Raw genomic sequence first — 25,040 nt, 5'->3', positions numbered from 1 at the left:
ACGGATTACTATCCGATAGGATCGGATCGACCGCTCTAGATTATTGATTTGCTGCGATTTCCGAGTCGTTGGGCGATGCCGCCCAACTCGAAATCGCTCTGATCAGCGCCCGCCGATCATCGCGGCCAAAGCGGTGCGCAGCGGCGGCGCTACCGGATCGCGATCGACGCGATAGCCATGCGTCCAGCTTCGATCGGCGGCATAGGTCATGACCGGTCGATAGTCCTGAACTTCTGGGGCATCGAGGATCTGGTCGGTCTGATTGTCGAGGATCACGAGACGATCATCGAGCCGGACGGCAAGCACCGCATGATCCGTGCGGCGTACCAGATCACGCGCGATGACGAGGTACAGGTCTGCAGCCGGAATTCCGAGACTGCGCAGCAGCCCGAGCTTGGCGATCGCATAATCTTCGCAATCGCCCTGTCCGCTTGTCAGCGACTCCGCGGGCAGCGCCCAGCGATCGACGACGCCATGCCGGCGGATATCGTCAACAAAGGCGATGCGGGCATTGACCCAGCGATTGATCGTTGCGATCTGCGCGGCGCGATCCTGTGTTCGTGCCTCGCTCAGCACCGCTGACCAGGGACCCGAGCCCAAATTGGCGAAACGCACCCTGCGCCAATTCGCATCGAAGGGCGTGCGCGAGATCGCCATCGCGACCGAACCGAAGACGTCGGGCAATCCGATGCGCGGTGCAGCGGGAGGCAGCATGCCCATCGCCAAGGTCGCCTGGACGGCCGGCGGTGCGACGGCTTCGGTGCACGCATCCCATTGTGCGGACGCGGGGAGCGGACCGGTCAGGGGCGGCAACATTCCTGCTTGCTGCGCGCTGATCTGCGCAAGCCGGCTGGGTGCGCCGCCGAGGATCGCGTCGCGCTTGCTGGGCGCTGCGCGGATCTGCCCGGCGGCGGGCACGGGCGTCGCGCCGTTGAAACCGGGCGCACAGTCCGCCCCCGCGGCATGGGCGGTTCCCACCTGCGCAGCCCATGCGATCAGGGCATATCCGGCAATGCCGGATATCCTCCAAATCTGCGTAATGGGCCGGACGGACTTTCGCATGCCGAGGAGGCTGCCTGCGAAAACCCAATATCAGATTGTCAAAATTGGTTAATCCAACGCAAGCAGCCCGCCGGCGCTGGGCGGGCGGGGGGCCTTTGTGCGTTGTCAGCAGGCCGGCAGCTCGGCTGAGCCCTTGGCCTTTTCATAGGTTTCGCCATGCCTTTCATAGGTCACGCGCGCACTACTCGACCCATTATAGGCTACGACAAAGCTCTGATCCTTCGCGCCCGGAATAATTTTTCCGTTGATGTTTTGCGCCGCGCTGCCGGCCATCGCCCCCTCGTCGCTATAGCCGAGCTGGATCCCCTCTGCCACGGTCAGCGGCGCGTCGGGTTTGAGCTCGACCAACTCGGCCGCGCTGCACGTATAGCCCTGAAATGTACCACCGCCCCGCGTTTCGAGCACGGGGTTGGACGCCAGATCGGTGCGCAGAGTCCATTCGGGCGGCTGCCCCCATGATGTGCCCGAAGCCGCCTGCGGCCAGGCGCCCACGACCTCCAGCGCATCGCCCTTGGGCTGCAGATAGTGCACCGCGAGCGTGCCCGCGCAGCCATGGCAGTCGTCGCCCTGCCCCCCCGAAATCAGCACCGCGCGCTCACCGATCCAGGAAACTCCCTCAGGCTTGAATGCGTAGCGCGTGTCGCCAAGCGTCAGCGTGGACGCGCCGTCCTTGAACGCAGTCTGGAAAGCGATCTGGAGCAATTGCTTTTCGGGCATCGTACGGAATCGCGCCGCGGGATCGGCGGCGGCGCTGGAAGTGAAGCCATTCTCGCGCTCGGGGGGCGATTGATCGCATGCGGCGAGGAGCGCTGCGCCGGTTATCGCCAGTGCCCAGCCCGTCGTTCTCAGTACCACCCGGTTTCCCTCCAACGCCCTTTGCCCGATCCGATAGACTCGATACGCTATCCCGGCGCAAGCGCGTTTGCGGAACCCGGGTATCGGCGGGCGGTTTGCACCCTGCGATGGGCCGAGCTTCTATCGCTGCGGTTCGGTCATGCGTTCTTGGGGCGCCGTCGGAACAACGGGCGGCGGAATGACGACAGGGCGATCGCCCGGCCTCGGCTGGGGCGGCACGTCGCCCGGTGCGGGCTGCGCCGAAATATTGATCTGCTCGGGGCCGATCTCGACACCGATCTCGAGCCCGCCGACCTCCGCGTTGATCGTCGCAGCCGCCTCGTTCTCGATGGCCTCGGCTTCGGGTTCGGGCGCCGCGGTGCGGACCGCGGGGGCATCGTTCACCGCCTGCGCCATGAAATCGCGCCAGATTCGCGCGGGCAATCCCCCACCGCCGACGCCGGGCAGCGGACTGTTGTCGTCATTGCCGATCCATACCCCCGTCACGAGATCGCCGGCAAAACCAATGAAGATCGCATCGCGATTGTCCTGCGTCGTGCCGGTCTTGCCGAAGGTCGCGGTGCGCAGCGCCGCTGATCGTCCGGTGCCGTCATTGGCCGCGGCCGAGAGCAGTTCGAGCAGCATGTCCTGCGTGTCGCCGCCAAAGCTGCGCTTGCGATCCCACATGCTGTCGAACCAGCTCCGCTCGCCCTCGGGCAGCCCGCGCGCTCGCACCGGATAGCTGTCGGCCGCGACCGCGGCATAGGCGCTGGTCAGTTCGAGCAGGGTCACGCCCGACGTGCCGAGCGCAAGGCTGGGCTGATCGCCGAGCGGGCTTGTGATTCCGAGATCGCGCGCGGCGCGGATCACGTTTTGACGGCCGACCGCTTCGGCAAGCCTGACCGCCGCGACGTTACTCGACTGCGCAAAGGCCTGACGCAGCGAAATCTTGCCACGGTAACGGCCATTGTTGTTGGCGGGCGACCAGTCGCCGATCGTGAGCGGCGAATCGTCGACCAGCGTATCGGGCGTCATGCCGGCGCGCAGCGCGGCCAGATAGACGAACAGCTTGAAGGTCGAACCCGGCTGGCGCCGCGCCTGCGTCGCCCGGTTGAACGGGCTGTCGGCATAGCTCTTGCCGCCGACCATCGCGACCACCTCTCCATCGGGGCGCATCGCGACGAGCGCGACCTGCGCTTTGCCCAGCCCGGCGCGGCGCACCACGCGTTCGGCGACGCGCTGAAGGTCGCTGTCGAGCGTGGTCTCGACGCGCTGCTCGGCATAGACTGCACCGGCGCGATCGCGCGCATCGGGAATCACCCAGTCGGCGAAATAGGTGCCGGTAGGCATGTCGCGCAGCGGCCGGATATCGATGCGCGCGGGGCTGAGCCCATCAGCGGTCTTCTGGTCGATATAGCCCGCGTCGACCATCGCCGCGATCACGACTTTTGATCGCGCGCGCGCTCCCTTGAGATTGACCGCTGGCGAAAGTCGCGACGGCGCCTTGAGTAGGCCCGCAAGCATTGCCGCCTGCGGCACCGTCAGCTTCTCGGGCTGGCGGTTGAAATAGTGAAGCGAAGCGGCGCGCAGCCCATAGACATTGTCGCCGAAATAGACGTTTGAAAGGTAACGCGCGAGGATCCCGTCCTTGGTGAGCCAGGCCTCAAGCCAGAAGGCGATCAGCACCTCGCGCAGTTTTCGCGCGGCGGTACGGTCGGCCTTGAGAAAGGCGACCTTGGCAAGCTGCTGCGTGATCGTGCTGCCGCCCTCGCGGACACCGCCGGCAAGCAGGTTGCGCCACGCGGCGCGCGCGATGCCCAGCGGATCGATGCCTGGATGGCTGTAGAAGCGGCGGTCCTCGATCGCCATGAACGCCTGCGGCACATGCTCGGGCAGTTCGGCGATGATCACCGGTTCGTCGATGATCGCGCCGCGCCGCGCGATCGGGCGGCCTTCGGATGAAAGCAGCGTGATGCTCGGCGGCGCGATCGGCTGGAGCGAACGAGAGAGCGGCGCAGTGATCGCGAGCCAGGCCACGAGCACCGCGAACAGCGCAAGGACTGCGAGCGCGATGCGCTTCCAGCGCCGAAAGATGCGCTCGCCGGGCGAAGGCGTGGACGGTTCGGGCGCAAGCGGTGGTCCGGCATCCGGGGCGATCCCTGGCAGATTGCGTGGATCCGCCGCGCTCGCGCCATCCGGGCCGCGAAATATCTCGTTCATGACCTTCAGTCGCCCAGATCAACGCCGCGCATTGCGCGACAATAGCGGGATCGCATTACGAGCAACAGTCCTCGCCCAGCCAATTAGCGTTCGGGCTCACGCCCGAACTGTAGTATATGTATAATACACTATGGTGTGACGTTCAATCCGCCTGCGGCTAAGCAAGTTCCTCGGTCTTCGCGTCGTCGCCGTGCAGGTTCATCAGCGAATCCATCAGCCCGTCGTCCGCACTGGAGCAGACCGCGAGGACAAGTGCCTCGTCGCAGTCCTTGCCCGCCACATAGGCGTGGCCCATGCTCGAATCGAGATAGACCGACTTGCCCTCGCCCAGCGTGATCGGATCGTAGAATTCGGTGTGGACGACAATCTCGCCCTTCACGACATAGACGAACTCCTCGCCGGGATGGCTGACGAACTCACCGAATTCGTCTGCGGATTTCGCGCGAATACGCGTGAAGATCGGGATCATCCGCTTCCTGCGCAGCTCGTTACAAAGGTAGAAATAGTCGTAATTGGGGGTCGTGACGCGGACCGCGCGGTCGAGGCTGCCGATGCTGCGCCGCGCGGTGACCGGCGCGTCCGATCCGCCCGGACCGTCGTCTTCGGCGAACAGCTCGGACATGCGGATGTTGAGCCGCTGGCTGAGTTGCAACAGCTTGTCATAGGTGAGCGTCAGGCGGTCATGCTCGACCTTCGACAAAGTAGAAACCGGAATGCCGCTGCGATCGCTCATCTCCTTGAGCGTCCAGCCATTGCGCGCGCGCAAGCCGCGAACGAGCTTTCCCAGCGTCGGCTGCTCTGCCTTCATACACTTGCCCCCCAGTTAACCGAAATGACGCGCGATGCGATTGACAATTCTCTAAACGGGATCATTATAGCCCAATCAGGATAAATTTTGTTCCAATTATCGATGATATCTGCGCGGCCAGCCGAGTGCAATGAAGTGACGCCGCCGGGCTGCCGCGCGACATTTTTGGAGGGGCTGAGATGAAGCGATTGATGCTTGCCGTGGCTGCAGCCATGTCGCTGGCGGCCGCGCCGGGAGCGGCGCAGCGGCCGTCGCCCGCGGCCTCCCAAACCGTCGCGACAGCGCTCGCTTCCGGCGCACCGCAGCTCACGCGCGTCGATGTCGATGCCTGGCTCGATGGCTATATGCCTTATGCGCTCCAGCGCGGCGACGTGGCGGGCGCGGTGGTGGTGGTGGTCAAGGATGGCCAAGTGCTGACGCAGCGCGGCTATGGCTTTGCCGATGTCGCCACGCGCAAGCCGGTCGATCCGAACGCGACCTTGTTCCGTCCGGGCTCGGTCTCCAAGCTCTTCACCTGGACCGCGGTGATGCAGCTCGTCGAGCAAGGCAAGCTCGACCTCGACAAGGACGTCAACGCCTATCTCGATTTCAAGATTCCCGCGCGCGACGGCAAGCCGATCACGCTCAGGAACATCATGACGCATACCGCGGGTTTCGAGGAATCGCTCCGCGGCCTGATCGCGTCGGGAAAGGCCCCGTCATCTCTCGAGACCGTGATGAAGCGCTGGACGCCTGAGCGCATTTTTGCGCCGGGAACGACGCCGGCCTATTCCAACTATGCCACCGCGCTCGCCGGCTATATCGTCCAGCGTGCGTCGGGGCTGCCGTTCGACGATTATGTCGAGCGCAACATCTTCCAGCGGATCGGGATGACCCGATCGAGCTTCCGCCAGCCTCTTCCCGCCAATCTCCAGCCGTTGATGTCCAAGGGTTACATGCTCGGCTCGGGCAAGCCGATGCCTTATGAGATCGTCGAGGCCGCGCCCGCGGGCAGCCTCGCCGCTACGGGCGCGGACATGGCCAAATTCATGATCGCGCATCTCGACAATGGCGGCGTGCTGCTCAAGCCCGAAACCGCGACGATGATGCACAGGACCACCCTGCCAATCATCCCGCCGCTCAACCGCATGGCGCTGGGTTTTTATGAGCAGGATCTGAACGGCCAGCGCATCATCGCGCATGGCGGCGACACGCGACTGTTTCACAGCGCACTGTGGCTGTTTCTCGACCGCAATGTCGGTATGTTCGTGTCGCTGAACAGCACGGGCAAGGACGCCGCCGCGGGCGCTATTCGCAGCGGACTGCTGGGCGAATTCACCGATCGTTATTTCCCCGGAGCGCCCAGCGACGGTCGCGTCGACGCGAAGACGGTGAAGGCGCATGCCCGCATGATGGCGGGTTCGTACATCGTCAGCCGCCGTTCGCAATCGAGCTTCATGTGGGCGGGCGCGGTGCTCGGTCAGATCAGGGTCAGGGTCGATGCCGATGGCGCGCTGCTCGTTGATTCTATCAAGACGATCGGCGGCGCGCCGCGCAAATGGGTGGAGATCGCGCCCTTCGTATGGCGTGAAATCGGCGGCGATCAGCGGCTTGCTGCCAGGGTGGTCGATGGCAAGGTCCAGCGTTTCAGCTTTGATGGCGCCTCGGCGATCATGCTCTTCGAGCGGGCTCCCTGGTACGCCAATGCTGCCTGGCTCAACCCGGCGATGATCGCGGCGTTTGCGATCCTGCTCCTGACCGCGATTTCCTGGCCCGCGGGTGCGATCGCCCGGCGCGTCTATGGCGCTGCGCTGCCATTGGCCGGGCGCGACCGTCAGGCCTATCATCTCATGCGCGGCTCCGCCTTGCTGACGCTCATGGTTGCGGGCGGATGGGCTTATGCGCTGAGCTCGATGTCGGCCAATCTCGAAATGCTTAATGGCAAGCTCGATGCGCTGATCCTGCTGCTTCAGGGCGTGGGCATGATCGCATTCGTCGGCGGACTCGCCGTCGCACTGTGGCACATGTGGCGGGCCTGGATGGGTGGGCGAAGCTGGTTTGCCAAGGGCTGGAGCGTCGCAATCTTTATCGCCGCCGCACTCGCGTTGTGGGGCGCATTCGCCTTCGGCCTGATCGGCTTCGGCCTCGAATATTGATTTAAGAACAAGGATTTGAAGATGACAGGTGCTTCCGCCCTTTCGCTGGCCGTCGTGGTCGAATCGCTGCCGCTCGCCAAGCCGTTCCGGATCTCGGGCCATGTATTCACCCGGTCCGACGTGGTCGTCGTCACACTTTCGGACGGCGTCAATATCGGGCGCGGCGAGGCCTCGGGCGTTTATTATCTCGACGAGGACGCACCCGCGATGGTTGCGGCGATCGAGCGCGCAAGGCCCGCTATCGAACAGGGGGTGACCCGCGCTGCGCTGCGCGATCTTCTTCCGTGCGGCGGCGCGCGCAACGCAGTCGACAGCGCACTTTGGGAGCTGGAGGCGCGGCGCAGCGGCCAGCCGATATGGGCGCTTGCCGGGCTCGAGCGCCCGCACCCGCTGCTGACGACCTTCACACTCGGTGCCGATGATCCCGAGGTCATGGCGCAAGGCGCGCTGTCATTCGCCGAGGCGCGTGCGCTGAAACTCAAGCTGACCGGCGACCTCGCGCTCGATATCGCGCGCGTCCGCGCCGTGCGCGCCGCGCGGCCCGAATGCTGGATCGGGGTCGACGCCAATCAGGGTTTCGCGATCGGTGATCTCGACGCACTGGTCGACGCGCTCGTCGCAGCCGATGTGAAGCTGCTCGAACAGCCGCTCCCGCGCGGACGCGAGGGTGATCTCGACGGTTTTACATGTCCGATCCCCATCGCCGCCGACGAAAGCGCACTTTCGCTTGCCGATATTCCGGGACTCGTCGGGCGCTTCGACGTCGTCAACATCAAGCTCGACAAATGTGGCGGGCTTACCGAGGGCCTCGAGATGGCGCACACCGCGCGGCGCCTTGGCCTGCAGGTCATGGTCGGCAACATGGTGGGATCGAGCCTGGCGATGGCGCCCGCCTTCATCCTCGGCCAGCTCTGCGACATCGTCGATCTCGACGGCCCCATTTTCCTTGCCGAGGATCGCACGCCCGCGATCGACTATAGTGGCGGACTGGCCTGGTGCGACGAAGCGATTTGGGGCCGCGCGGTCGAGCAAGCCACGCAAGCCTAAGGCGGCTTGCAGCCTGGGTGCGCCATAGGCGTAACGGCGACGTCCTGCATTCGGCTTGACGTTTTCTAATTGGGACAATACAGTCCTGATTAAGACAATTACGGAGGAGCGGTCATGCAGCAGGATGAAGGTGTCACGCGTCGCAGGCTGCTGGGGGGAGGCGTGGCGGCGGCCGCCGCTGCGGTCACCGGCTTTCCGATGATCAATCTGGGCGAGTACCGGCTGCACGCTGCCTCGCCCAAGGCCTATTCGCGGCGCGCGGTCGATCTGGTGCGCAAGTCGCTGGTGATCGACATGCTCGCCCCGCTCAAGATCGATTTTCGGCCCGAATATTTCGCCGCGCCGCTCAGCGAGCAGGATGCGGCCGATTTCCGCGCGTGCGGCATCACCGGCTTTCACAACGCAGTCGGTATCGGTGGCCCCGACGCGCGCACCGACACTCTGGCGTGGATGAGCGGCTGGCAGGGTTTTGCCGGGCGCAACGCGCATGTTTTTTCGCTGGTCGGCGTGGCTTCGGATCTCGATCGTGCCAAGCGCGAGAAGAAATGCGCGGTCATCATGGGGCTGCAGAATTCCGACCATTTCGAGAAGGTCGAGGACGTCAAGCTGTTCTACCAGCTCGGCCAGCGCTGTTCGCAGCTCACCTACAACAGCCAGAACCGGCTGGGTTCGGGAAGCACGGAGCGAGTGGATGGCGGCATCACCGATTATGGCGCCGCGATCATCAAGGCGATGAACGAGGTCGGTATGCTGATCGACGTGTCGCATTCGGGCGACCGCACGACGCTGGATGCCATCGACATTTCACCCAGGCCGATCGCGATCACGCACAGCAACTGCCGGGCGCTCAACGATCACCCCCGGCTCAAGCGCGACGATGCGATCAAGGCGCTCGGCGCCAAAGGCGGCGTAATGGGGATCACCGGGGTTCGCAATTTCGTGAGCGCCACCGAGCCGACCACCATTGCCAACATGGTCGATCATATCGACCATGTCGTAAAGCTGATCGGCGTGGATCATGTCGGTATCGGTTCCGACGCCGACCTCAACGGCTATGACGACATGCCCGCGGATCAAGCGGCGAAGCTGCGCGGCGGCTACAAGTCGAGCTACGCCTTTCGCGAAAAGCTCGACACCGACGGCTTCGACCATCCGACCAAGGTCTACGACCTCACCGAAGAGCTGATCCGCCGCAACTATTCCGACGCCAACATCGCCGCGATCCTTGGCGGAAACTTCCGCCGCCTGCTCGGCGACACCTGGGCTTGAGCCCGCCCACCCCACCACGGTCCGTCCCGGGCCTTCAGCAGAGTATCGCTATGAACGCTCATTTCGATCCCACCCATGGATCGGCCCTTCGCCTGCCCCAGCCCTATCTCCTGTTCCTTGCCGACACGGTCGACGCCGGTTTCGCCAAGACCGCGTTCGGACTGCGCGACTGGGCGGGCGATAAATGTGTGGGAGAGTTCGCGATCGGCGCGACGGTCAGCACCGGACTGCCCGTCATGACGCCCGCCCAGGCACGCGCAGCGGGTGCGCGTGCGCTGGTAATCGGCGTCGCCAATAGCGGCGGCGTGATCGGCGACACCTGGATCGCGCCGCTGGTCGAAGCGCTCGAAGCGGGGCTCGACATCGTGAGTGGCATGCATGCGCGTCTCTCCGAGATACCCGAACTGGCCGAGGCGGCGGCGCGCTTGGGGCGCCGCCTCATCGACGTGCGCGTACCGCCGACGGGGCTACGCGTCGGCACCGGGGCCAAGCGGACCGGCAAACGGCTGCTGACTGTTGGGACCGATTGCGCGCTCGGCAAGAAATATACCGCGCTCGCGCTCTCCAGCGCCTTTGCCGCGCGCGGGGTCGATGTCGATTTTCGCGCCACCGGGCAGACGGGGATCATGATCGCGGGCGGCGGGATGCCGATGGACGCGGTGGTCTCGGACTTCGAAGCGGGCGCGGCGGAGATGCTGAGCCCCGACGCCGATCCAGATCACTGGGACGTGATCGAAGGTCAGGGCTCGCTCTTCCACCCCGCTTATGCTGCCGTGTCGCTCGGCCTGCTCCACGGCAGCCAGCCCGACGTGATCGTCGTCTGCCACGAACCCGGGCGCACGGTGATGCTTGGGACCGAAGGGTTCGCGACACCCACGATAGAGGAAGCGATTGCGCTCAACCTGGAACTTGGCGCGCGCACCAATCCCGCCATCCGCTGCGGCGGAGTGGCACTCAACACGTCGCAGCTTGATCCCGACGAAGCGGCGCGGCTGATCGCGGCAGAAAGCGAAAGGCTGGGCCTTCCCGTCGCCGATCCGATCCGCGGCGGTGCCGCGTTCGATGCGCTGGTGGAGGGCTGTCTGAAATAGGCCTCGCCAGCTACGCCCGACAACGAAAAGAGGGGAGATTCCATGCCGTCCATTTCGCGCTCCATCCGCCGCGCGCTGTTGCTCGGCGGCGCAGCGGCGCTGCTGGCCGCCAATGCGCCCGCCGCCGCACCCGAATATGACATCGTCATTCGCGGGGGCGCGTGCTGGACGGCGCAGGAAATCCCTGGGTCAGCGCGGATGTGGCGATCAACAACGGTCGCGTGGTCAAGGTTGGCGCGATCTCCACGCGCGGCAAGCGCGAGATCGACGCACGCAACCGCTATGTCGCGCCGGGCTTCATCGATATGATGGACCAGTCGGGCCGGGTGCTGCTCGAAAATGGTGCTGCTGAGAACAAGCTGCGCATGGGCGTGACGACGGTGATCGCGGGCGAGGGCGGAACGCCCGTCCCCGCGGCCGAGATTCCCAATTATTTCCGGCAGCTCGAGCAGCAGGGCATCTCGATCAACTTCGGCACCTATTATTCCTCGACGCAGGCGCGCATGAAGGTGATGGGTGACGGCGCGGGATCGCCGACCGCGGCGCAGCTCGAAGAGATGGGGCGCGAGGTACGAACCGCGATGGAGGCGGGCGCTTTCGGCCTGACCAGCGCGCTCATCTACCCGCCGAGCAGTTTCCAGACGACATCCGATCTCGTCACGCTGGCGAAGATCGCCGCGCAATGCGACGGCTTTTATGCGACGCACATGCGCGACGAGAGCGCGGATCTCGTCAAGGCGATCGAGGAAGCGATCGAGATCGGCGAGAAGGGTGGGGTCAAGGTCGAGATCTTCCACCTCAAGGCCGCCTATGCGCCCGGCTGGGGCAAGCTGATGCCGCAGGCGATCGCGACGATCAACGCGGCGCGCGCGCGGGGGGTCGATGTCGCTGCCGACCTCTATCCCTATACCGCCGGCGGCACGGGGCTGGAGATCATCGCGCCGAGCTGGGTCTGGGCCGATGGCGTCGAGAAGGGCATCGAACGGCTCAGGGATCCGAAGCTGCGCGAGCGGATGAAGAAGGAGGTCGCCGCCGGATCAATGCCCGGCTGGTCGAATCTCGTCCATGCCTCGGGCGGCTTCGCCAACGTCCGCCTCGCCAACGGCTTCAGCAAGAAATATGCGCCTTACCATGGCAAGAGCCTCGCCGAGATCGGTGCCGCGCTCAACCGCGACCCCGCCGACGTGGCCTGGGACATATTGCTCGAGGGCCTGCCCAACCGTTCGGTTGCGCTCTATTTCATGATGAGCGAACCCGACATCGAAACGGCGCTGAAACAACCATGGGTCAGCATCGGCAGCGACGCCGCGGCGTCGAAGAAGCTCGGCGAGGTCGATGCGCTGGGCCTGCCGCACCCGCGCGCTTATGGCACCTTTCCGCGCATCATCGCCGAATATGTGAAGCGCCGTCCGATCCTGTCGCTCGAAGACGCGGTGCGCAAGATGACGGGCTGGCCGGCGCAGCGGATGGGGCTGAGCGATCGCGGGCTGATCCGCGAGGGCATGCGCGCCGATGTCGTCGTTTTCGATCTCGACAAGCTCGATGACGTCGCGAGCTGGGAAAAGCCCACCGCGCAGCCGACGGGCATCGAAACGGTGATCGTCAACGGTGCGATCGCGCTCGATGCGGGCAAGGCGACTGCCGCCCGCACCGGCGTGGTGCTCCGCCACACCTGTTCCTGATCGGCAGGTGAGGCCGGGGGGCGTTCGCCCTGCGAGGGTTGTTCCGATTTAGAGCTGGTCCATGTTTGTGCTCCGGGCTTGACCCGGAGCCCATGCTCGAAGCGACTGTACCTCCGGACAAATGAACTCCTGCTTTCGCAGGAGCACCGAGCCCGATTTAACGCTCCGCGGTCCAGGTTGAACCGGGACGTCATTGCGAGCGTCGTTACGCTCCTCGCAATGACGATTCCATGTGAACCAGAACGGGTCTAGCGCGCCGACGTCGTGCCCAGGATCGCCTCTCCGGGGAATGCGCCCGCTACCAGCTTGCCGTCGCGCACCACGGGCTTTCCGTTGACGAGCACGTGACGGATGCCGCGCGAAGGCTGCATCGGTGTTTCGAAGGTCGCTGCGTCGATCACCGTCCTGGGATCGAAGATCGTGATGTCGGCGTCGGCGTCGACGCTGATCCGGCCCTTGCGCGCCATTTGCGGTGAAACTGCCGCCAGCCTTTCGGCGGGCATGATCGTCATCTTCTTCAGCGCCGTCATCAGGTCGAGCGTCTGCTTCTCACGGACATAGCGGCCAAGCACGCGTGCGAAGCTGCCTGCGCCGCGCGGATGCTCGCCCGATGTGCGCCAGGGCATGCCGTCCGACGCAATCGAGATTTCGGGTTCGGCGATGATCATGTCGACCACCTTTTCGGGGATCATGTGGACTACCACCGCGGCATTGGGCTGCTCCCTGCGATAGCGCGCAAAACTCTCCGCGGTCAGTCGCTCGCCCGTGGCCGGCCATTGAAGGTCGCCATAGTCGATCCCCGAACGTTCGCGCCATCCGTCGCGGAAGAACTCGGAGCCGATCAACGTGCTGCCCGCGGTATAGGGATAGGCTTCGGAAGTGACGTCCAACCCGCGTGCCCGCGCCCGCTTCACGATATCGATCAGCGTCGGCGTATCGCCGAGGCCGGTGGAATGGAGATGCACGATCTGGAGCGGGGCCCCGGTAACCGCGGCATCGGCAAGCACTTCCTGCACCACCGCGATCGGCACGCCGGGCGCCGGATCGAGCGGCCGGCTGCGGACATGGACGAATACAGGCGCGCGCGTCACCGCCGCCGCCTTGAAGATGTCGTAGATCTCGCTGCGACCCGCACCCGGTGTATATTCGATGCCGAGGCCATAGCCGAGCGCTCCCGCCGCGACCTCGCGGTCGAGCGCGGCGACGATCGCGCGTTGCTGCTCGGGCGTGGCGGGCGCGGTATAGGCCTTGCGGTCCGCAACGGTTTCGCCGTTGATCGCGGCGTGGCCGCGACAGGGGGCGGCGGCAATCACCTCCATGCGTGCGCACTGATGCGATGCGGTGGCACCGAAGTTGATCAGCGCCTTGCCGCTGAGCGCCGCGACGAAGGGCGCGATCGGCATTGCGCCGCCTTCGGCGTCGATCGCGGTGGTCACGCCATCGAGCACCTGGAAATACTGGCCCTTGGGATCCTGGCCATGTGCGTGGAGGTCAACGAACCCCGGCGCGACCACCATGCCGCGCGCGTCGAGGACGCGCCGGCCATCGAGCTTTTCGGTCGAGATGATCGCGATGCGGCGGCCGTCGATGCCGATATTGGCGATTTCGTCGCGCCCGCTGGCGGGATCCATCACGCGTCCGCCCGCGATGACGATGTCGTAGGTCTTCGCGAATGCGCCGGGTGTGGTGGCGAGCGCTGCGATTGCCGCTGCGAGCATGAACGGCTTCTTCATCGTGGCGCGCCTCATTTCGCGGGCGCCGAGAACAGGTAGAAATCGTGCACCGAACGAGCAATCTCGGCGATGGCGCGCTCGCGATCGGCCATGGGCGCCGCGCTCTTCTTGACATAGACCGCGATCGCGATCTGCCCCGCATCACCGGGCAGCGTGATCACGCCTGTGTCGTTGACGGTACCGCCAATCGTGCCCGTCTTGTTCGCGACAACCGTGCCGGGCGGCAGCTTGCCGCGCAGGCGCGCGCCGCCGGTGCGACACCGCTCCATGATGCCGATCAGCGCCTTCGTGCTCTGGGCCGAGAGCGCCTTTCCCGAGAAGATGCGCGTCAGCAGCGTCGCCATCGCTGTGGGCGTGGAAGTGTCACGCGGATCTTCGTCGAAAACGGCGTCGGGCTGGCTCGACTTGCCGAGCAGCGCAGGATTGGTCTTGGCCGCCGCGGCAAAGCGCTCGCCCAGCGGGCCTGGCCCGACGCCATAGAATTCGCGGAGCAGTCCGGCCGTGTCGCGGTCGACACGCTGGCCGGTCACACCCTGCCCGCGAAGCCAGGCGGTCACGACGGCGGGGCCGCCCGCTGCCTTCGTCAATACGTCAGTCGCGGTGTTGTCGCTTTGCGTCAGCATAAGTTCGAGCAGATTATAGATCGACAGGCTGATCCCGGGATGGATCAGCCTGTCTGCGATCACCTCCGAGGGGACGATCATATCGCTGGGCACGTCGAGCATTTGCTCCAGTCGCAGCTCGCCCTTGTCGACCCGGTCGAAAATCTTCGCCGCCACCGCGACCTTGAAGGTGCTTGCCATCGGAAACGCCTGATCGGCGTTGACCAGAACGCGTGGGCCTTTGCCGTCGAGCCGCCAGGCGGCGACCCCCACGACCCCGCCCGAGCCCTGGCCAAGCCGCGTGACCTGCTGTTCAATCGCTGGGACCCGCGGCGTTTCGGGCTGTGCCGCAGCGGGCGCCGCCCACGCGGCGGAGAGCAGGAGCGCGGGCAGCGCGAACGCGGAAAATGGCTTCTTCATCGACATTCCTTCCCCGAGGTCGGCGCAGCGCTTTCGAGACCGGCCGCCATGGTATATTCTCTGATCAGAACATTTGCGCCAAAACACCTCCAAGGCAATGGGTTAATATAAATTCGCAGTAACATATTTGAAAATAACAAAAATAAATGTTTGAAGTGGCGCATGTCGGTCGAATGTCGACCGATGTGACATCCTGATTGGAAAATATCATCCTGATATGATAGCGTATCCGCCAAACGCAGCGACATGGCTCGCGGGCAGATTCGGGAGGGCGATATGGTGATGCGCGATGGGGGCTTTTGGCGAGGCGTTTCCGGCCGCGAAAGGTCGTTCGCCTGCCTTGCGGCGCTCGCTCTTGCCACGCTGCCAGCGACGGCGCTGGCGGACGATGCGCCCGCCGCGAAAGCGGTCGCCGTCAAGCTCGATCGCGCCCGGCTCGACGGTCTTGAGGAGTTCGTCAACGGCGTGATGGCGCAGCAGCTCGCCAATCGCGAGGTGGCGGGCGCGGTGATCTCAGTGGTGTACAAGGGCAAGCTGCTTTTCGCGCGCGGCTATGGCTATGCCGATGTCGACCGCGCGATTCCCGTCGATGGGGAGAGGACGCTTTTTCGCCCTGGTTCGGTGTCCAAGCTGCTGACCTGGACCGCGCTGATGCAACAGGTCGAGCAGGGCCAGGTCAGCCTTGATGACGACATCAACAAATATCTCGACTTCCGGATTCCCGATACTCAGTCACGGCCGATCCTCGTGCGTCATCTGCTCGATCACACCCCCGGCTTCGAGGACAGCGGCGTTGGAATGATGTCGAAGACGCCGGCGGACTTTGTCGCGCTCGGCCCGTGGCTGCGTGACCATATACCGACGCGCGTCCGCGAGCCCGGTGTCGAGACCTCCTATTCGAACTATGGCTCGGCAATCGCCGGCTACATCGTCGAGCGGGTCTCGGGCGAGGCGTTCCCCGACTATGTGGACCGGCACATATTGCAGCCGCTCGGCATGGCGAGCACGACATTCCGCGAGCCGCTTTCCGGCGTGATGGCAGAAAATATGGCGCTGGGCTATGCGCTGACCGACGGACGTTTTGTCGCCAAGCCCTTCGAACTCTATCACAACGTCATGCCTGCGGGTTCGGTCTCGGCCACCGCGCCTGACATGGCGAAATTCATGATCGCCCAGCTCCATGATGGCAGGCTTGGCAAGGCGCAGATTCTCAAGCCAGAGACCGCGCGGCTGATGCGCGGTGACCTCATGCGCAACGCGCCCGCGCTGCCGGGCATGGGATATGGCTATATGGTCGTCCGTGAGCAGGGGCCGCGGCTGATCGGGCATGGCGGGAACACCGCCGACTTTCACTCCTTCATGCTGCTCGCGCCCGAGGCCGATTTCGGCTTCTTCGTCTCGACCACGGGCGGTCCGGGCAGCTATCCCGCCCGCACCGAACTCATGAACGCGCTCATCGGCCGTGTTTTTCCTCAGGCGCCCGCGCCCCGATGGACCGGGGCAGCAACGCCCGCACCGGTGGGTGCCTATCGCACCAATCGCCGGACCTATAGCGAGCCGCCCCGGCCTGAATTCGACATCAAGGTGTCGGCGGCAGGGGAGCGCGCCATCACGCTCGAGATCATGGGCGCCAGGAGCCATTGGGAGCAGATCGGCCCCGATCTCTATGAGCAGGTGACGGGCGCGCGTAGCGGCGGTCCATATGAGCGCGTTGAATTCTACGGTCCCGATTCCGATCGCAAGATGTCATTCGGGTCGCAGCCGCACGTGCTCTATCGCCTCGTCCACCAATAACGGCCGGAAACGTACCGTTCATAGCCCATAAAGAAATTACTTGTCCTGATTGGAAAATTTTCTATTATCAATCTTGGCCAGTTCGCAAGCGAATGAGGATGGCGAGCGCGCGACAGATGCGCCCCGTTTCTCATGGCTCCAGGGGAAGTTTCAGAAGGGGACCGCAATGCAATCGTCACGTAACGAGTTTCGCTGGTTGAAAACCACGCGCGGCAGCGCCATCGCACTGGCCGCTGCGCTCGCCTGTGCAGGCACCGCCTCGGCGCAGGCCCAGCCTGCTCCTGCAGATGCACCCGAAACCGAGCAAGCTGATGCCGGGGGCGAGATCGTCGTGACGGGTTCGCGCGTCGAGCGCGCAGGCTTTGATGCGCCCACCCCGACAACCGTGATCGGCGATGTCGAACTGCGCCAGGGTTCGCGTCCGAGCATCGCCCAGGTGCTCAACGATCAGCCGCAGTTTCGCGCCACTTCAACGCCGGCCAGCACCACGGGCAACACCAATTCGAGCGCCTCGACCGCCGATCTTCGCGGTCTGGGCGCGGTCCGCACGCTGACGCTGCTCAACGGCCGCCGCTTCACAGGCAGCGCCGATCTCAACAGCGTCCCGATGAGCGTGATCAAGCGCGTCGAGGTCGTGACGGGCGGCGCGTCCGCGGCATGGGGTTCGGGTGCGGTCGCGGGCGTCGTGAACATCCTGCTCAACGAGGATCTGGAAGGCATAACGCTTGGCGCCGATGCGGGCATTTCGTCGCGTGGCGACGGTTTCCGCTATGGCTTCAACGGTTCCTTCGGAACGAAGTTCGCGGACGATCGCGGGCATTTCATGATCGCCGCCGAATATGTCGACGATCAGGGGGCTTTCGATCGTCTGTCGCGGCCCAATCTCGGCGCGGGCCTGTTCTCGCTCAATGGCCGATTGACGCTGCAGCCCGACGTGAACGTCGCCAGCGCGGCGCCAGGTGGCCTCATCATGAGCGGCGTGCTCGCGGGGCAGGTTTTCAACCCGGACGGCTCGCTCAGCCCCTTTGGCTATGGCAGCGTCGTCAGCCCGAACAGCCCGACCACGCTTCCGACGAGTATGCTCGGCGGGGCAGGGCGCTCGCAAAATGACTATCTCGCAGTGTCCTCGCCTTATGAGCGCATCAACCTCTTCGCGCACGCAAGCTATGAGCTGAACGAGACTGCCAAGTTGTGGATCGACGGCAGCTTCAATCGCATGGAGAGCGACTTCGGCTTCTTCCCCGATGTCCGGGCCGTGTCTCCCGCGACGCCCACGACGGCGGCTGCGGGCGGCATCCTCATCCAGCGCGACAATGCGTTCCTGTCGAGCGCGATCCGCAATCGGCTGATCGCCGCGGGGCAGACGTCGTTCCGCATGGGCCGCTTCCTCGATGATATCGGGGAGCTGGGCATTCTCAACTACGCCTATAAGCGCGACAACATCGAAGGCGCGATCGGCCTCGATGGCGAGATCGGCGGCGGCTGGAAATACAGCGCCTATTTTGGCCATGGCGAGCTGAAGAACCGGCAGGCGTTGCAGAACCAGCGGATCACCGCGAATTTCAACAATGCGGTCGATGCGGTGATCAGCCCGACCACGGGGCAGCCGATCTGCCGGATCGCGCTGACCGATCCGACCACGCTTTGTCGTCCGCTCAATCTCCTTGGCTATGGCAACGCATCCGCAGAGACCGTCGCCTATGCCTTTGGGGACGGGGGCAACACCACTGTAACCAAGCTCGACACGACGGGCTTCAGTGTGCGCGGCGACGCGTTCTCCACCTGGGCGGGGCCGGTCTCGGTCGCACTCGGCGTGGAGGCGCGCCGGGAAAGCATCGAGACGACGCAGGTTGACGCGCTCTCGCGGCAGGGTGCTCTCGGGATCCTCAACTTCAGCGCGCTCGACGGCAGTTTCAATGTCAAGGAAGCCTTTGCCGAGGCGGTGGTGCCGCTGCTCGACATCGAGGATACCGCCACGCTCGAACTCAACGGCGCGGCCCGCTACAGCGATTACAGCAACAGCGGTGGCATCTGGTCGTGGAAGGTGGGGGCCACCAGCCGCCTTTTCGACAGCCTGCTGCTCCGTGCGGTGCGCTCGCGCGACATCCGTTCGCCCAGCATCACCGAACTGTTCACGACGCGGACCACCAACATCCAGCCCGTCACCGATCCGTTTAACGGCAATCAGGTGGTCACGGTTTTCCGCTATGGCGGCGGCAATCCCGATCTCGTGCCCGAGATTGCGCACACGACGACGATCGGCGGATCCTTTTCGCCCAAATTCATCCCGGGCTTCAGCCTCTCGATTGACTATTACCGGATCGATATCGACAAGGTCATCGGCTCGCTCAGCGCGCAGGATATCGTGACGCAGTGTTTCAGGGGCAATACCGGGCTCTGCGACCAGATCGTGCGCGATTCCACAGGCGCCATAACCACCGTCTTCGCGACCAATTTGAACCTGGCCAGCTACAAGACGCGCGGCGTCGATTTCGAGGCATCCTATCAGTTGCCGCTCGACACGGTCGGGGCGGGTCTGCCCGGCTCGCTCCGCTTCCGCGCACTCGCGACCTATGTCGACACGCTGCTGATCAATGACGGCGTCAATACCTATGACCGCGCGGGCGATGTCGGCGACAACGCCGCATTCACCACGCCCAAATGGCGCGGTACGGGTAGCATCACCTATCAAAGCGAGGACGTGAACGTCGATATGCGCATGCGCTATGTCGGCGGCGGCAATTACAACAGCCTGCAGCCGATCGTGAACAACAGGATCAACAGCCGGACCTATTTCGATCTGGGCGCGCAGTTCAACATCGCCGAACGCTTCACGCTGACCGCGACGGTGAACAACCTGTTCGACCGCGATCCGCCCCCGATCGCGTATAGCTCGGCGATCTACGATGTGATGGGGCGCTATTTCCAGGTCGGCGCCAAGGTTCGCTTCTGACGCGCCAGGGCGCGGCCTGAACGCCGCGCCCCACGAGGCTTTCCTGTCTCAAACGCCTGCAGGCGAACTGGACCGAAACGGATCGTTACGCTTCTGTTCGGCGTACGTGCTGTGATGCTCGTGCGCGCAAGGACTAGCTTTCCGCTGTTTCGCAAGTTGTCGCCGAATCGGATCGGCTTTGCGCCCCGCAGCAGGCGGCAGATTGGTCGTCGAATGCTAGAATTCATCGTGGAACGCGATCCGCGCAGGGGCCGACAGGCCCCGGCAGCGGGTCCGCCAGCTCCTGCGCTACGCAGAAGGACAGGCTGCCATGGTGATTACCTCCTCGATGCAACCCGAGGTGCGTGCGCGTTACCTCAAACGGCAGGTCGAACAAATACGCGACATCACCGCCGATCGCGTGGTCGAACTGGTCGTCAAGATCCGCTCCGAGGAGGAAAGCGCGGACGCGTTCGTCGACACCGTTGCGGAGGCCCTGAAGCGCCGTGGTCTTTCGACCCAGGCGCGCGACCTGCTGCCCGCCGACCAGTCCACCTTCGACGAAGGTCGCAAGAGCAAGGAGGGCGGGGAAGCGCTCAGGCAACATGCCGAGAGCATGTCTGCACAAATGTCGGGTTCCGCGGTGCCCAGCCGTGTCCAGCTCGAGCGCAAGGCCGTATCCGCACTCGAAACCTTCCTCCAGTCCGATGCGGTGAAGGAATCGGTCGCGGCGGTCTCCGCGGTGCCCGCGGCGCAACGCCCGGAGCCGATGGCGCCGATCTCCTTCTGGACATCCAGCAGCGCGGTCCTTCAGGTCCGCGACGAGGATCTGGACAAGCTCGCCAGCCGCGAGGACATCGAGGGTATCTATCTCAACCAGCGGCTTTCAGTGCCGCCCGTGCTGACGCCGAAATCGGTTCCGAGCGCGGTGCTCGACAACAAGGTCAGCAGTTGGGGGCTCAGAATGATCGGTGCGCTCTCGGCCTGGGGCGCGTTCGGCTGCAAGGGCGATGGCGTGACGATCGGCCTTCTCGATACGGGCGTCGACGCCGATCATCCCGATTTGAGGGGCAAGATCGCCGCCTGGGCCGAATTCAACAGCATGGGGCAGGAGATTGTCGGCTCGAAACCGCATGACAGCGACAGTCACGGGACGCATTGCGCCGGTGTCATTTGTGGCGGCAATGCGAGCGGTCGCTGGATCGGGGTCGCGCCCGCCGCGAAGATCGCGGCCGCACTCGTCCTCAACGGCGCGCAGGGCGGGACGCATGCCCAGATCCTTGCAGGCATGGAATGGGCGATCAACCAGAATGTCGACGCGATCAGCATGTCGCTGGGCGGGCTCATCATGGAGCCCGACGTGCCCAGCACTTATACGCGCGCGATATTGAGCGCGGTCAAATCCGGGATCCCGGTGGTGACCGCGATCGGCAATGAGGGGCATCAGACAACGGGTTCTCCGGCGAGCGACTTCCTCGCCTTTGCCGTCGGGGCCACCGATCATGAGGACCGCGCCGCCGGATTCAGCGGCGGGCGTACCCAGGTGATTTCGGAATCCCCGGTGTTCCCGCCACAGACGCTTCCGCTGGTCTATTCGAAGCCCGACCTGTCTGCGCCTGGTGTCGCGGTCTTCTCGAGCGTGCCCGGCGGGCAGTGGCAGCATATGAACGGCACGTCGATGGCCGCGCCGCATGTGGCGGGCGCGATCGCCCTCCTGCTCAGCGGCACCTCGATCGCCAGGCCCTCCAGGGTGCCGCGTGACCAGAAGGCATTCGTGATCCAGGACCTGCTGACGGGTTCGGCCCGGGAACTCGGCGAGGCCGGTCAGAATCATCGCTTCGGATTCGGCCGGCTCGACGTGCTTTCGGCGATTGGTTTTGCGCGTGACCTCGGTTACTGAGACATCCCGATGCACGGCGCGAGAGGAGTTCCGTGGCCAGTCCCTCGCTCGACAAGATCAGGTCCCCACGCCTTCGCGCAATGGCCGAAAGCGGTGACCGGGAAACCGTGGTCGCGATCGTCGAGGTGGTCCTGTCTCCCGATGAAATTGCGAGCATAGAGGCCGCCGGCGAAGGATCGCTTGCGCGCCGCCTCGTCACCGCGCTTCCCAAGGATGTGAGCGGCCCGGAGTTCACGATCGAGGCATTGGCCGGGCAGGTGGCGAAGATCACGGGCGATCAGCCGCAGCGGTTGACGTCCGCGGCCTTGTCGGTCCGCGCTGATGGTGCGCAGCTCGCGACCATCGCGGCGCTGCCGGGCGTGCTCGCGATCTACGCCAATTGAGCCAGAGCCGCGCGATCCGCGGTGCCGTTGTTCTGACCGATGCTCGCTGGGAAGGCGATCTGGACAACGCGCGGTGACATGGCGCGCGGTGAGCAGGTTCCCGGCATTGTCCGGGAACCTGCTCACCGAAATCACGCGAGGTCGAACCGATCGAGGTTCATCACCTTGCTCCATGCTGCCACGAAGGCGTCGACGAAGGCGCCGCCGGCATCGTCGGTCGCATAGGCTTCGGACAGCGCGCGGAGCTGCGAGTTCGAGCCGAAGATCAGGTCGACGCGGGTGCCGGTCCATTTCTTCTCGCCGCTCTTGCAGTCCGTCGCCGCAAACCTGCCGTCATCCTGCGCTTCCCACTTCATCGTCATGCTCGTGTTGAGCAGGTTGACGAAGAAGTCGTTGGAGAGCGCCTCCTTGCGGTTGGTGAACACGCCAAGCTCGGAGTCGCCGTGGTTCGCGCCGAGCACGCGCAATCCGCCGACGAGCACGGTCATCTCGGGCGCGGTCAGCGTCAGCAGGTGCGCACGATCAACCAGCAGCTCCTCGGGCGAATAGACCGAACTCTCGCCGACATAGTTGCGGAAGCCATCGATCTTCGGCTCCAGCGGCCCGAACGAATGCGCGTCGGTCTGTTCCTGCGAGGCGTCGGTGCGGCCCGCCGTGAACGGCACCGTCACGTCATAACCCGCCTTTTTCGCCGCCGCCTCGACCGCAGCGCAGCCGCCGAGCACGATCAGATCGGCGAGCGAGACCTTCTTGCCACCAGCGTTGAAGTCCCGCTGGATCGATTCGAGCTTTGCGAGCGCACCCGCGAGCTCGGCCGGCTCGTTGACCGCCCAGTCCTTTTGCGGCGCGAGGCGGATGCGCGCCCCATTGGCGCCGCCGCGCTTGTCCGAGCCGCGGAAGGTGGCGGCCGACGCCCAGGCGGTCTTGACGAGCCGCGAGATCGAGAGACCCGAATCGAGGATCTTCGCTTTCAGCGCCGAGATGTCGGCCGCATCTATCAGCGGGTGATCGACCGGCGGCACCGGGTCCTGCCAGATGCGCGGCTCGGCGGGCACTTCGGGCCCGATCATCCGGCTATGGGGTCCGAAATCGCGGTGGGTCAGCTTGTACCACGCCTCGGCAAAGGCCGTCGCGAACTCTTCCGGATTCTCGAAGAACCGGCGTGAGATCTTCTCGTACTCCGGGTCCAGCCGCAGCGAGAGGTCGGTGGTCAGCATCGTCGGCGTGTGGCGCGTACCGGGGTTGTGCGCATCGGGCACACCCTGCTCCGCGGTCGCGTTCCTGGCGATCCATTGCTTCGCGCCGGCCGGGCTGGTGCTCGGCTCCCACTCGAACTCGAACAGGTTCTTGAAGAAATTGTTGCTCCACTGCGTCGGGGTCTGGCTCCAGGTAACCTCGATCCCGCTAGTGATGGTGTGGGCGCCGTTGCCATCGCCGAAGCTGTTGGCCCAGCCCAGCCCCTGCATCTCGACGCCCGCACCTTCCGGCTCGGCCCCGACATATTCTCCGGGATCGGCCGCGCCATGCGTCTTGCCGAAGGTGTGGCCGCCCGCGATCAGCGCAACCGTCTCCTCGTCGTTCATCGCCATCCGGTCGAACGTGTCACGGATGTCGCGCGCGGCGGCGATCGGGTCGCCGCTGCCGTTCGGTCCTTCCGGATTGACGTAGATCAGGCCCATCTGCACCGCCGCGAGCGGGTGCGCCAGGTCGCGTTCGCCACTATAGCGTTCATCCTTCAGCCATTCGCGCTCGGGACCCCAGTTGATGTCCCGCTCAGCCTCCCAGACATCCTCGCGGCCGCCCGAGAAGCCGGCGGTCTTGAAGCCCATCGATTCCAGCGCGCAGTTGCCAGCGAGCACAAGCAGATCGGCCCAGGAGAGCTTGAGGCCATATTTCTGCTTGATCGGCCAGAGCAGAAGGCGCGCCTTGTCGAGATTGGCGTTGTCGGGCCAGCTATTGAGCGGCGCAAAGCGCTGTGTGCCCGCGCCCGCGCCGCCGCGGCCGTCGCCGATGCGGTAAGTGCCCGCGGCGTGCCACGACATGCGGATGAAGAGCGGGCCGTAATGGCCGAAATCGGCAGGCCACCAGTCCTGCGAGTCGGTCATCAGCGCGAAGAGGTCCTGCTTGACCGCAGCGAGGTCGAGGCTCTTGAAGGCCTCGGCATAGTCGAAGTCCTTCTCCATCGGATCGCCCGCAGGCGGGTTCTGATGGAGAACCGACAGGTCCAGTTGATTGGGCCACCAAAGCCGGTTGGTCATTTCGAAGAGGACGGCTGCGCCCTCTACCTTGCCACCGCCCACGGGGCACTTGGCTTCGACGTTCATGGCACACCTCCTCCTGGCTTGTTTCTCCGCACGCAGCGATGACGATTGCGCGCTGACGGCCGGCTGTCCAATCGTTAAATTCTCTAAGAGTGATCGAATCCTGGCTTGGATCGAAGGCACGCCGGCAAGTGCCGCCCGCGGCGAGGCGGCCGACCGCTCGCCTTTCACCTCACGGGCGGCGAAGCGGCCGATTGCAAGGCGTATGAAGCTCTGATCCGCCTGCCCGAACGCGCTCCGGATGCCCTGCTGGCGGACAAGGGCTATGACGCCGACGCCATCCGCGCAGACCTCGCCGACCGAAACATCAAGGCCGTCATCCCAGGGCGATCAAACCGTCGCGTGAAGATCGAGCATGATCGTGCCCTCTACAGGCAGCGTAACCGCATCGAGCGCATGTTCGGTCATCTCAAGATCAACCGCGCAATCCCACCCGATACGATCAACTCGCCGACAGCTTCCTCAGCATGGTCCACATCGCAACAACCAGATACTGGCTCAAATTCGTCCACGCCGCCTAGATTGTGACTGGAGCGATGATGAAGCTGTTGCTTGGCTGATTTTTCGAAGAAAAATCCTTGTTTTTCAAGGATTTTTCTGGTGCCGCTTACAGGACTCGAACCTGTGACCCCCGCATTACGAATGCGATGCTCTACCAACTGAGCTAAAGCGGCGCGCGCTCGTGTCGAGCGTCTGAGCGGGGAGCGCTTACCAGCGCATCGGGCTTTGCACAAGCGGGCAAGGCCAAAGAAATTCACAGGCGCAGCTTAACCGGGTGTCAACCATGTCGATGCACAATGCTTGCCG

General features: G+C 64.6%; 17 protein-coding genes and 1 tRNA gene. 10 read left to right on the top strand and 8 right to left on the bottom strand.

Annotation, left to right across the window (positions count from 1 at the left end; genetic code table 11):
- Positions 1-102: 102 nt before the first annotated feature.
- The 4 genes from D3876_RS03730 to D3876_RS03715 all read right to left on the bottom strand — a co-directional run bounded on the left by D3876_RS03730 (position 103) and on the right by D3876_RS03715 (position 4,924).
- Complete coding sequence (locus D3876_RS03730; protein WP_182911858.1) at positions 103-978, bottom strand: transglutaminase-like cysteine peptidase; 876 nt, start codon at positions 976-978, stop codon at positions 103-105.
- Between the two features lie 189 nt (positions 979-1,167).
- Positions 1,168-1,917, bottom strand: a complete 750-nt coding sequence (locus tag D3876_RS03725; protein ID WP_119759729.1) for a hypothetical protein — start codon at positions 1,915-1,917, stop codon at positions 1,168-1,170.
- Positions 1,918-2,037: 120 nt separating this feature from the next.
- Positions 2,038-4,116 (bottom strand): transglycosylase domain-containing protein, encoded by a 2,079-nt coding sequence (locus tag D3876_RS03720; RefSeq protein ID WP_119759728.1) that lies wholly within the window; start codon positions 4,114-4,116, stop codon positions 2,038-2,040.
- Between the two features lie 157 nt (positions 4,117-4,273).
- On the bottom strand, positions 4,274-4,924 hold the full coding sequence (locus D3876_RS03715; RefSeq protein ID WP_119759727.1) for a helix-turn-helix domain-containing protein: 651 nt from the start codon (positions 4,922-4,924) through the stop codon (positions 4,274-4,276).
- Positions 4,925-5,103: 179 nt separating this feature from the next.
- Here D3876_RS03715 and D3876_RS03710 point away from each other — a divergent pair, with 179 nt between their 5' ends.
- The 5 genes from D3876_RS03710 (at position 5,104) to D3876_RS03690 (ending at position 12,148) form a co-directional block, all read left to right on the top strand.
- A complete protein-coding gene (locus tag D3876_RS03710) occupies positions 5,104-7,059 on the top strand; it encodes a serine hydrolase domain-containing protein (protein WP_119759726.1) in 1,956 nt (651 codons plus the stop codon).
- Positions 7,060-7,080: 21 nt separating this feature from the next.
- On the top strand, positions 7,081-8,106 hold the full coding sequence (locus D3876_RS03705; RefSeq protein WP_119760990.1) for a dipeptide epimerase: 1,026 nt from the start codon (positions 7,081-7,083) through the stop codon (positions 8,104-8,106).
- 114 nt (positions 8,107-8,220) lie between these two features.
- A complete protein-coding gene (locus D3876_RS03700; RefSeq protein ID WP_119759725.1) occupies positions 8,221-9,375 on the top strand; it encodes a dipeptidase in 1,155 nt (384 codons plus the stop codon).
- Positions 9,376-9,425: 50 nt separating this feature from the next.
- Positions 9,426-10,466: an N-acetyltransferase DgcN family protein gene (locus tag D3876_RS03695; protein WP_119759724.1), complete on the top strand. Its 1,041-nt coding sequence runs from the start codon at positions 9,426-9,428 to the stop codon at positions 10,464-10,466.
- A 161-nt stretch (positions 10,467-10,627) separates the two neighbouring features.
- A complete protein-coding gene (locus D3876_RS03690; protein WP_220475412.1) occupies positions 10,628-12,148 on the top strand; it encodes an N-acyl-D-amino-acid deacylase family protein in 1,521 nt (506 codons plus the stop codon).
- A gap of 248 nt (positions 12,149-12,396) precedes the next feature.
- Here D3876_RS03690 and D3876_RS03685 read toward each other — a convergent pair whose 3' ends face one another.
- Complete coding sequence (locus D3876_RS03685; RefSeq protein WP_220475411.1) at positions 12,397-13,881, bottom strand: amidohydrolase family protein; 1,485 nt, start codon at positions 13,879-13,881, stop codon at positions 12,397-12,399.
- An 11-nt stretch (positions 13,882-13,892) separates the two neighbouring features.
- Positions 13,893-14,903 (bottom strand): class A beta-lactamase, encoded by a 1,011-nt coding sequence (gene bla / locus D3876_RS03680; protein WP_182911857.1) that lies wholly within the window; start codon positions 14,901-14,903, stop codon positions 13,893-13,895.
- A gap of 276 nt (positions 14,904-15,179) precedes the next feature.
- Here bla and D3876_RS03675 point away from each other — a divergent pair, with 276 nt between their 5' ends.
- The 4 genes from D3876_RS03675 to D3876_RS03660 all read left to right on the top strand — a co-directional run bounded on the left by D3876_RS03675 (position 15,180) and on the right by D3876_RS03660 (position 21,912).
- On the top strand, positions 15,180-16,697 hold the full coding sequence (locus tag D3876_RS03675; protein WP_182911856.1) for a serine hydrolase domain-containing protein: 1,518 nt from the start codon (positions 15,180-15,182) through the stop codon (positions 16,695-16,697).
- Between the two features lie 166 nt (positions 16,698-16,863).
- Positions 16,864-19,650 carry a TonB-dependent receptor plug domain-containing protein gene (locus tag D3876_RS03670; RefSeq protein ID WP_119760986.1) on the top strand — a complete coding sequence of 929 codons (2,787 nt, stop codon included), beginning with the start codon at positions 16,864-16,866 and terminating at the stop codon, positions 19,648-19,650.
- A 310-nt stretch (positions 19,651-19,960) separates the two neighbouring features.
- Complete coding sequence (locus D3876_RS03665; RefSeq protein ID WP_119759721.1) at positions 19,961-21,529, top strand: S8 family serine peptidase; 1,569 nt, start codon at positions 19,961-19,963, stop codon at positions 21,527-21,529.
- A 32-nt stretch (positions 21,530-21,561) separates the two neighbouring features.
- Complete coding sequence (locus D3876_RS03660; protein ID WP_147417577.1) at positions 21,562-21,912, top strand: hypothetical protein; 351 nt, start codon at positions 21,562-21,564, stop codon at positions 21,910-21,912.
- 131 nt (positions 21,913-22,043) lie between these two features.
- Here D3876_RS03660 and katG read toward each other — a convergent pair whose 3' ends face one another.
- Complete coding sequence (katG, locus tag D3876_RS03655; protein WP_119759719.1) at positions 22,044-24,236, bottom strand: catalase/peroxidase HPI; 2,193 nt, start codon at positions 24,234-24,236, stop codon at positions 22,044-22,046.
- A gap of 105 nt (positions 24,237-24,341) precedes the next feature.
- On the opposite strand from katG, the gene D3876_RS03650 reads away from it, so the two are divergent.
- On the top strand, positions 24,342-24,761 hold the full coding sequence (locus tag D3876_RS03650) for a transposase (RefSeq protein ID WP_119759718.1): 420 nt from the start codon (positions 24,342-24,344) through the stop codon (positions 24,759-24,761).
- Between the two features lie 70 nt (positions 24,762-24,831).
- On the opposite strand, the gene D3876_RS03645 is transcribed toward D3876_RS03650, so the two are convergent.
- A tRNA-Thr gene (locus tag D3876_RS03645) sits at positions 24,832-24,907 on the bottom strand.
- Between the last annotated feature and the right edge of the window lie 133 nt (positions 24,908-25,040).

Origin of the sequence: Sphingomonas cavernae, assembly GCF_003590775.1 — a bacterium.
GTDB classification, from domain to species: Bacteria; Pseudomonadota; Alphaproteobacteria; order Sphingomonadales; family Sphingomonadaceae; genus Sphingobium_A; species Sphingobium_A cavernae.
Note: the sequence above shows the minus strand (reverse complement) of the source record. Positions and strands in the feature narration are given on the sequence as shown.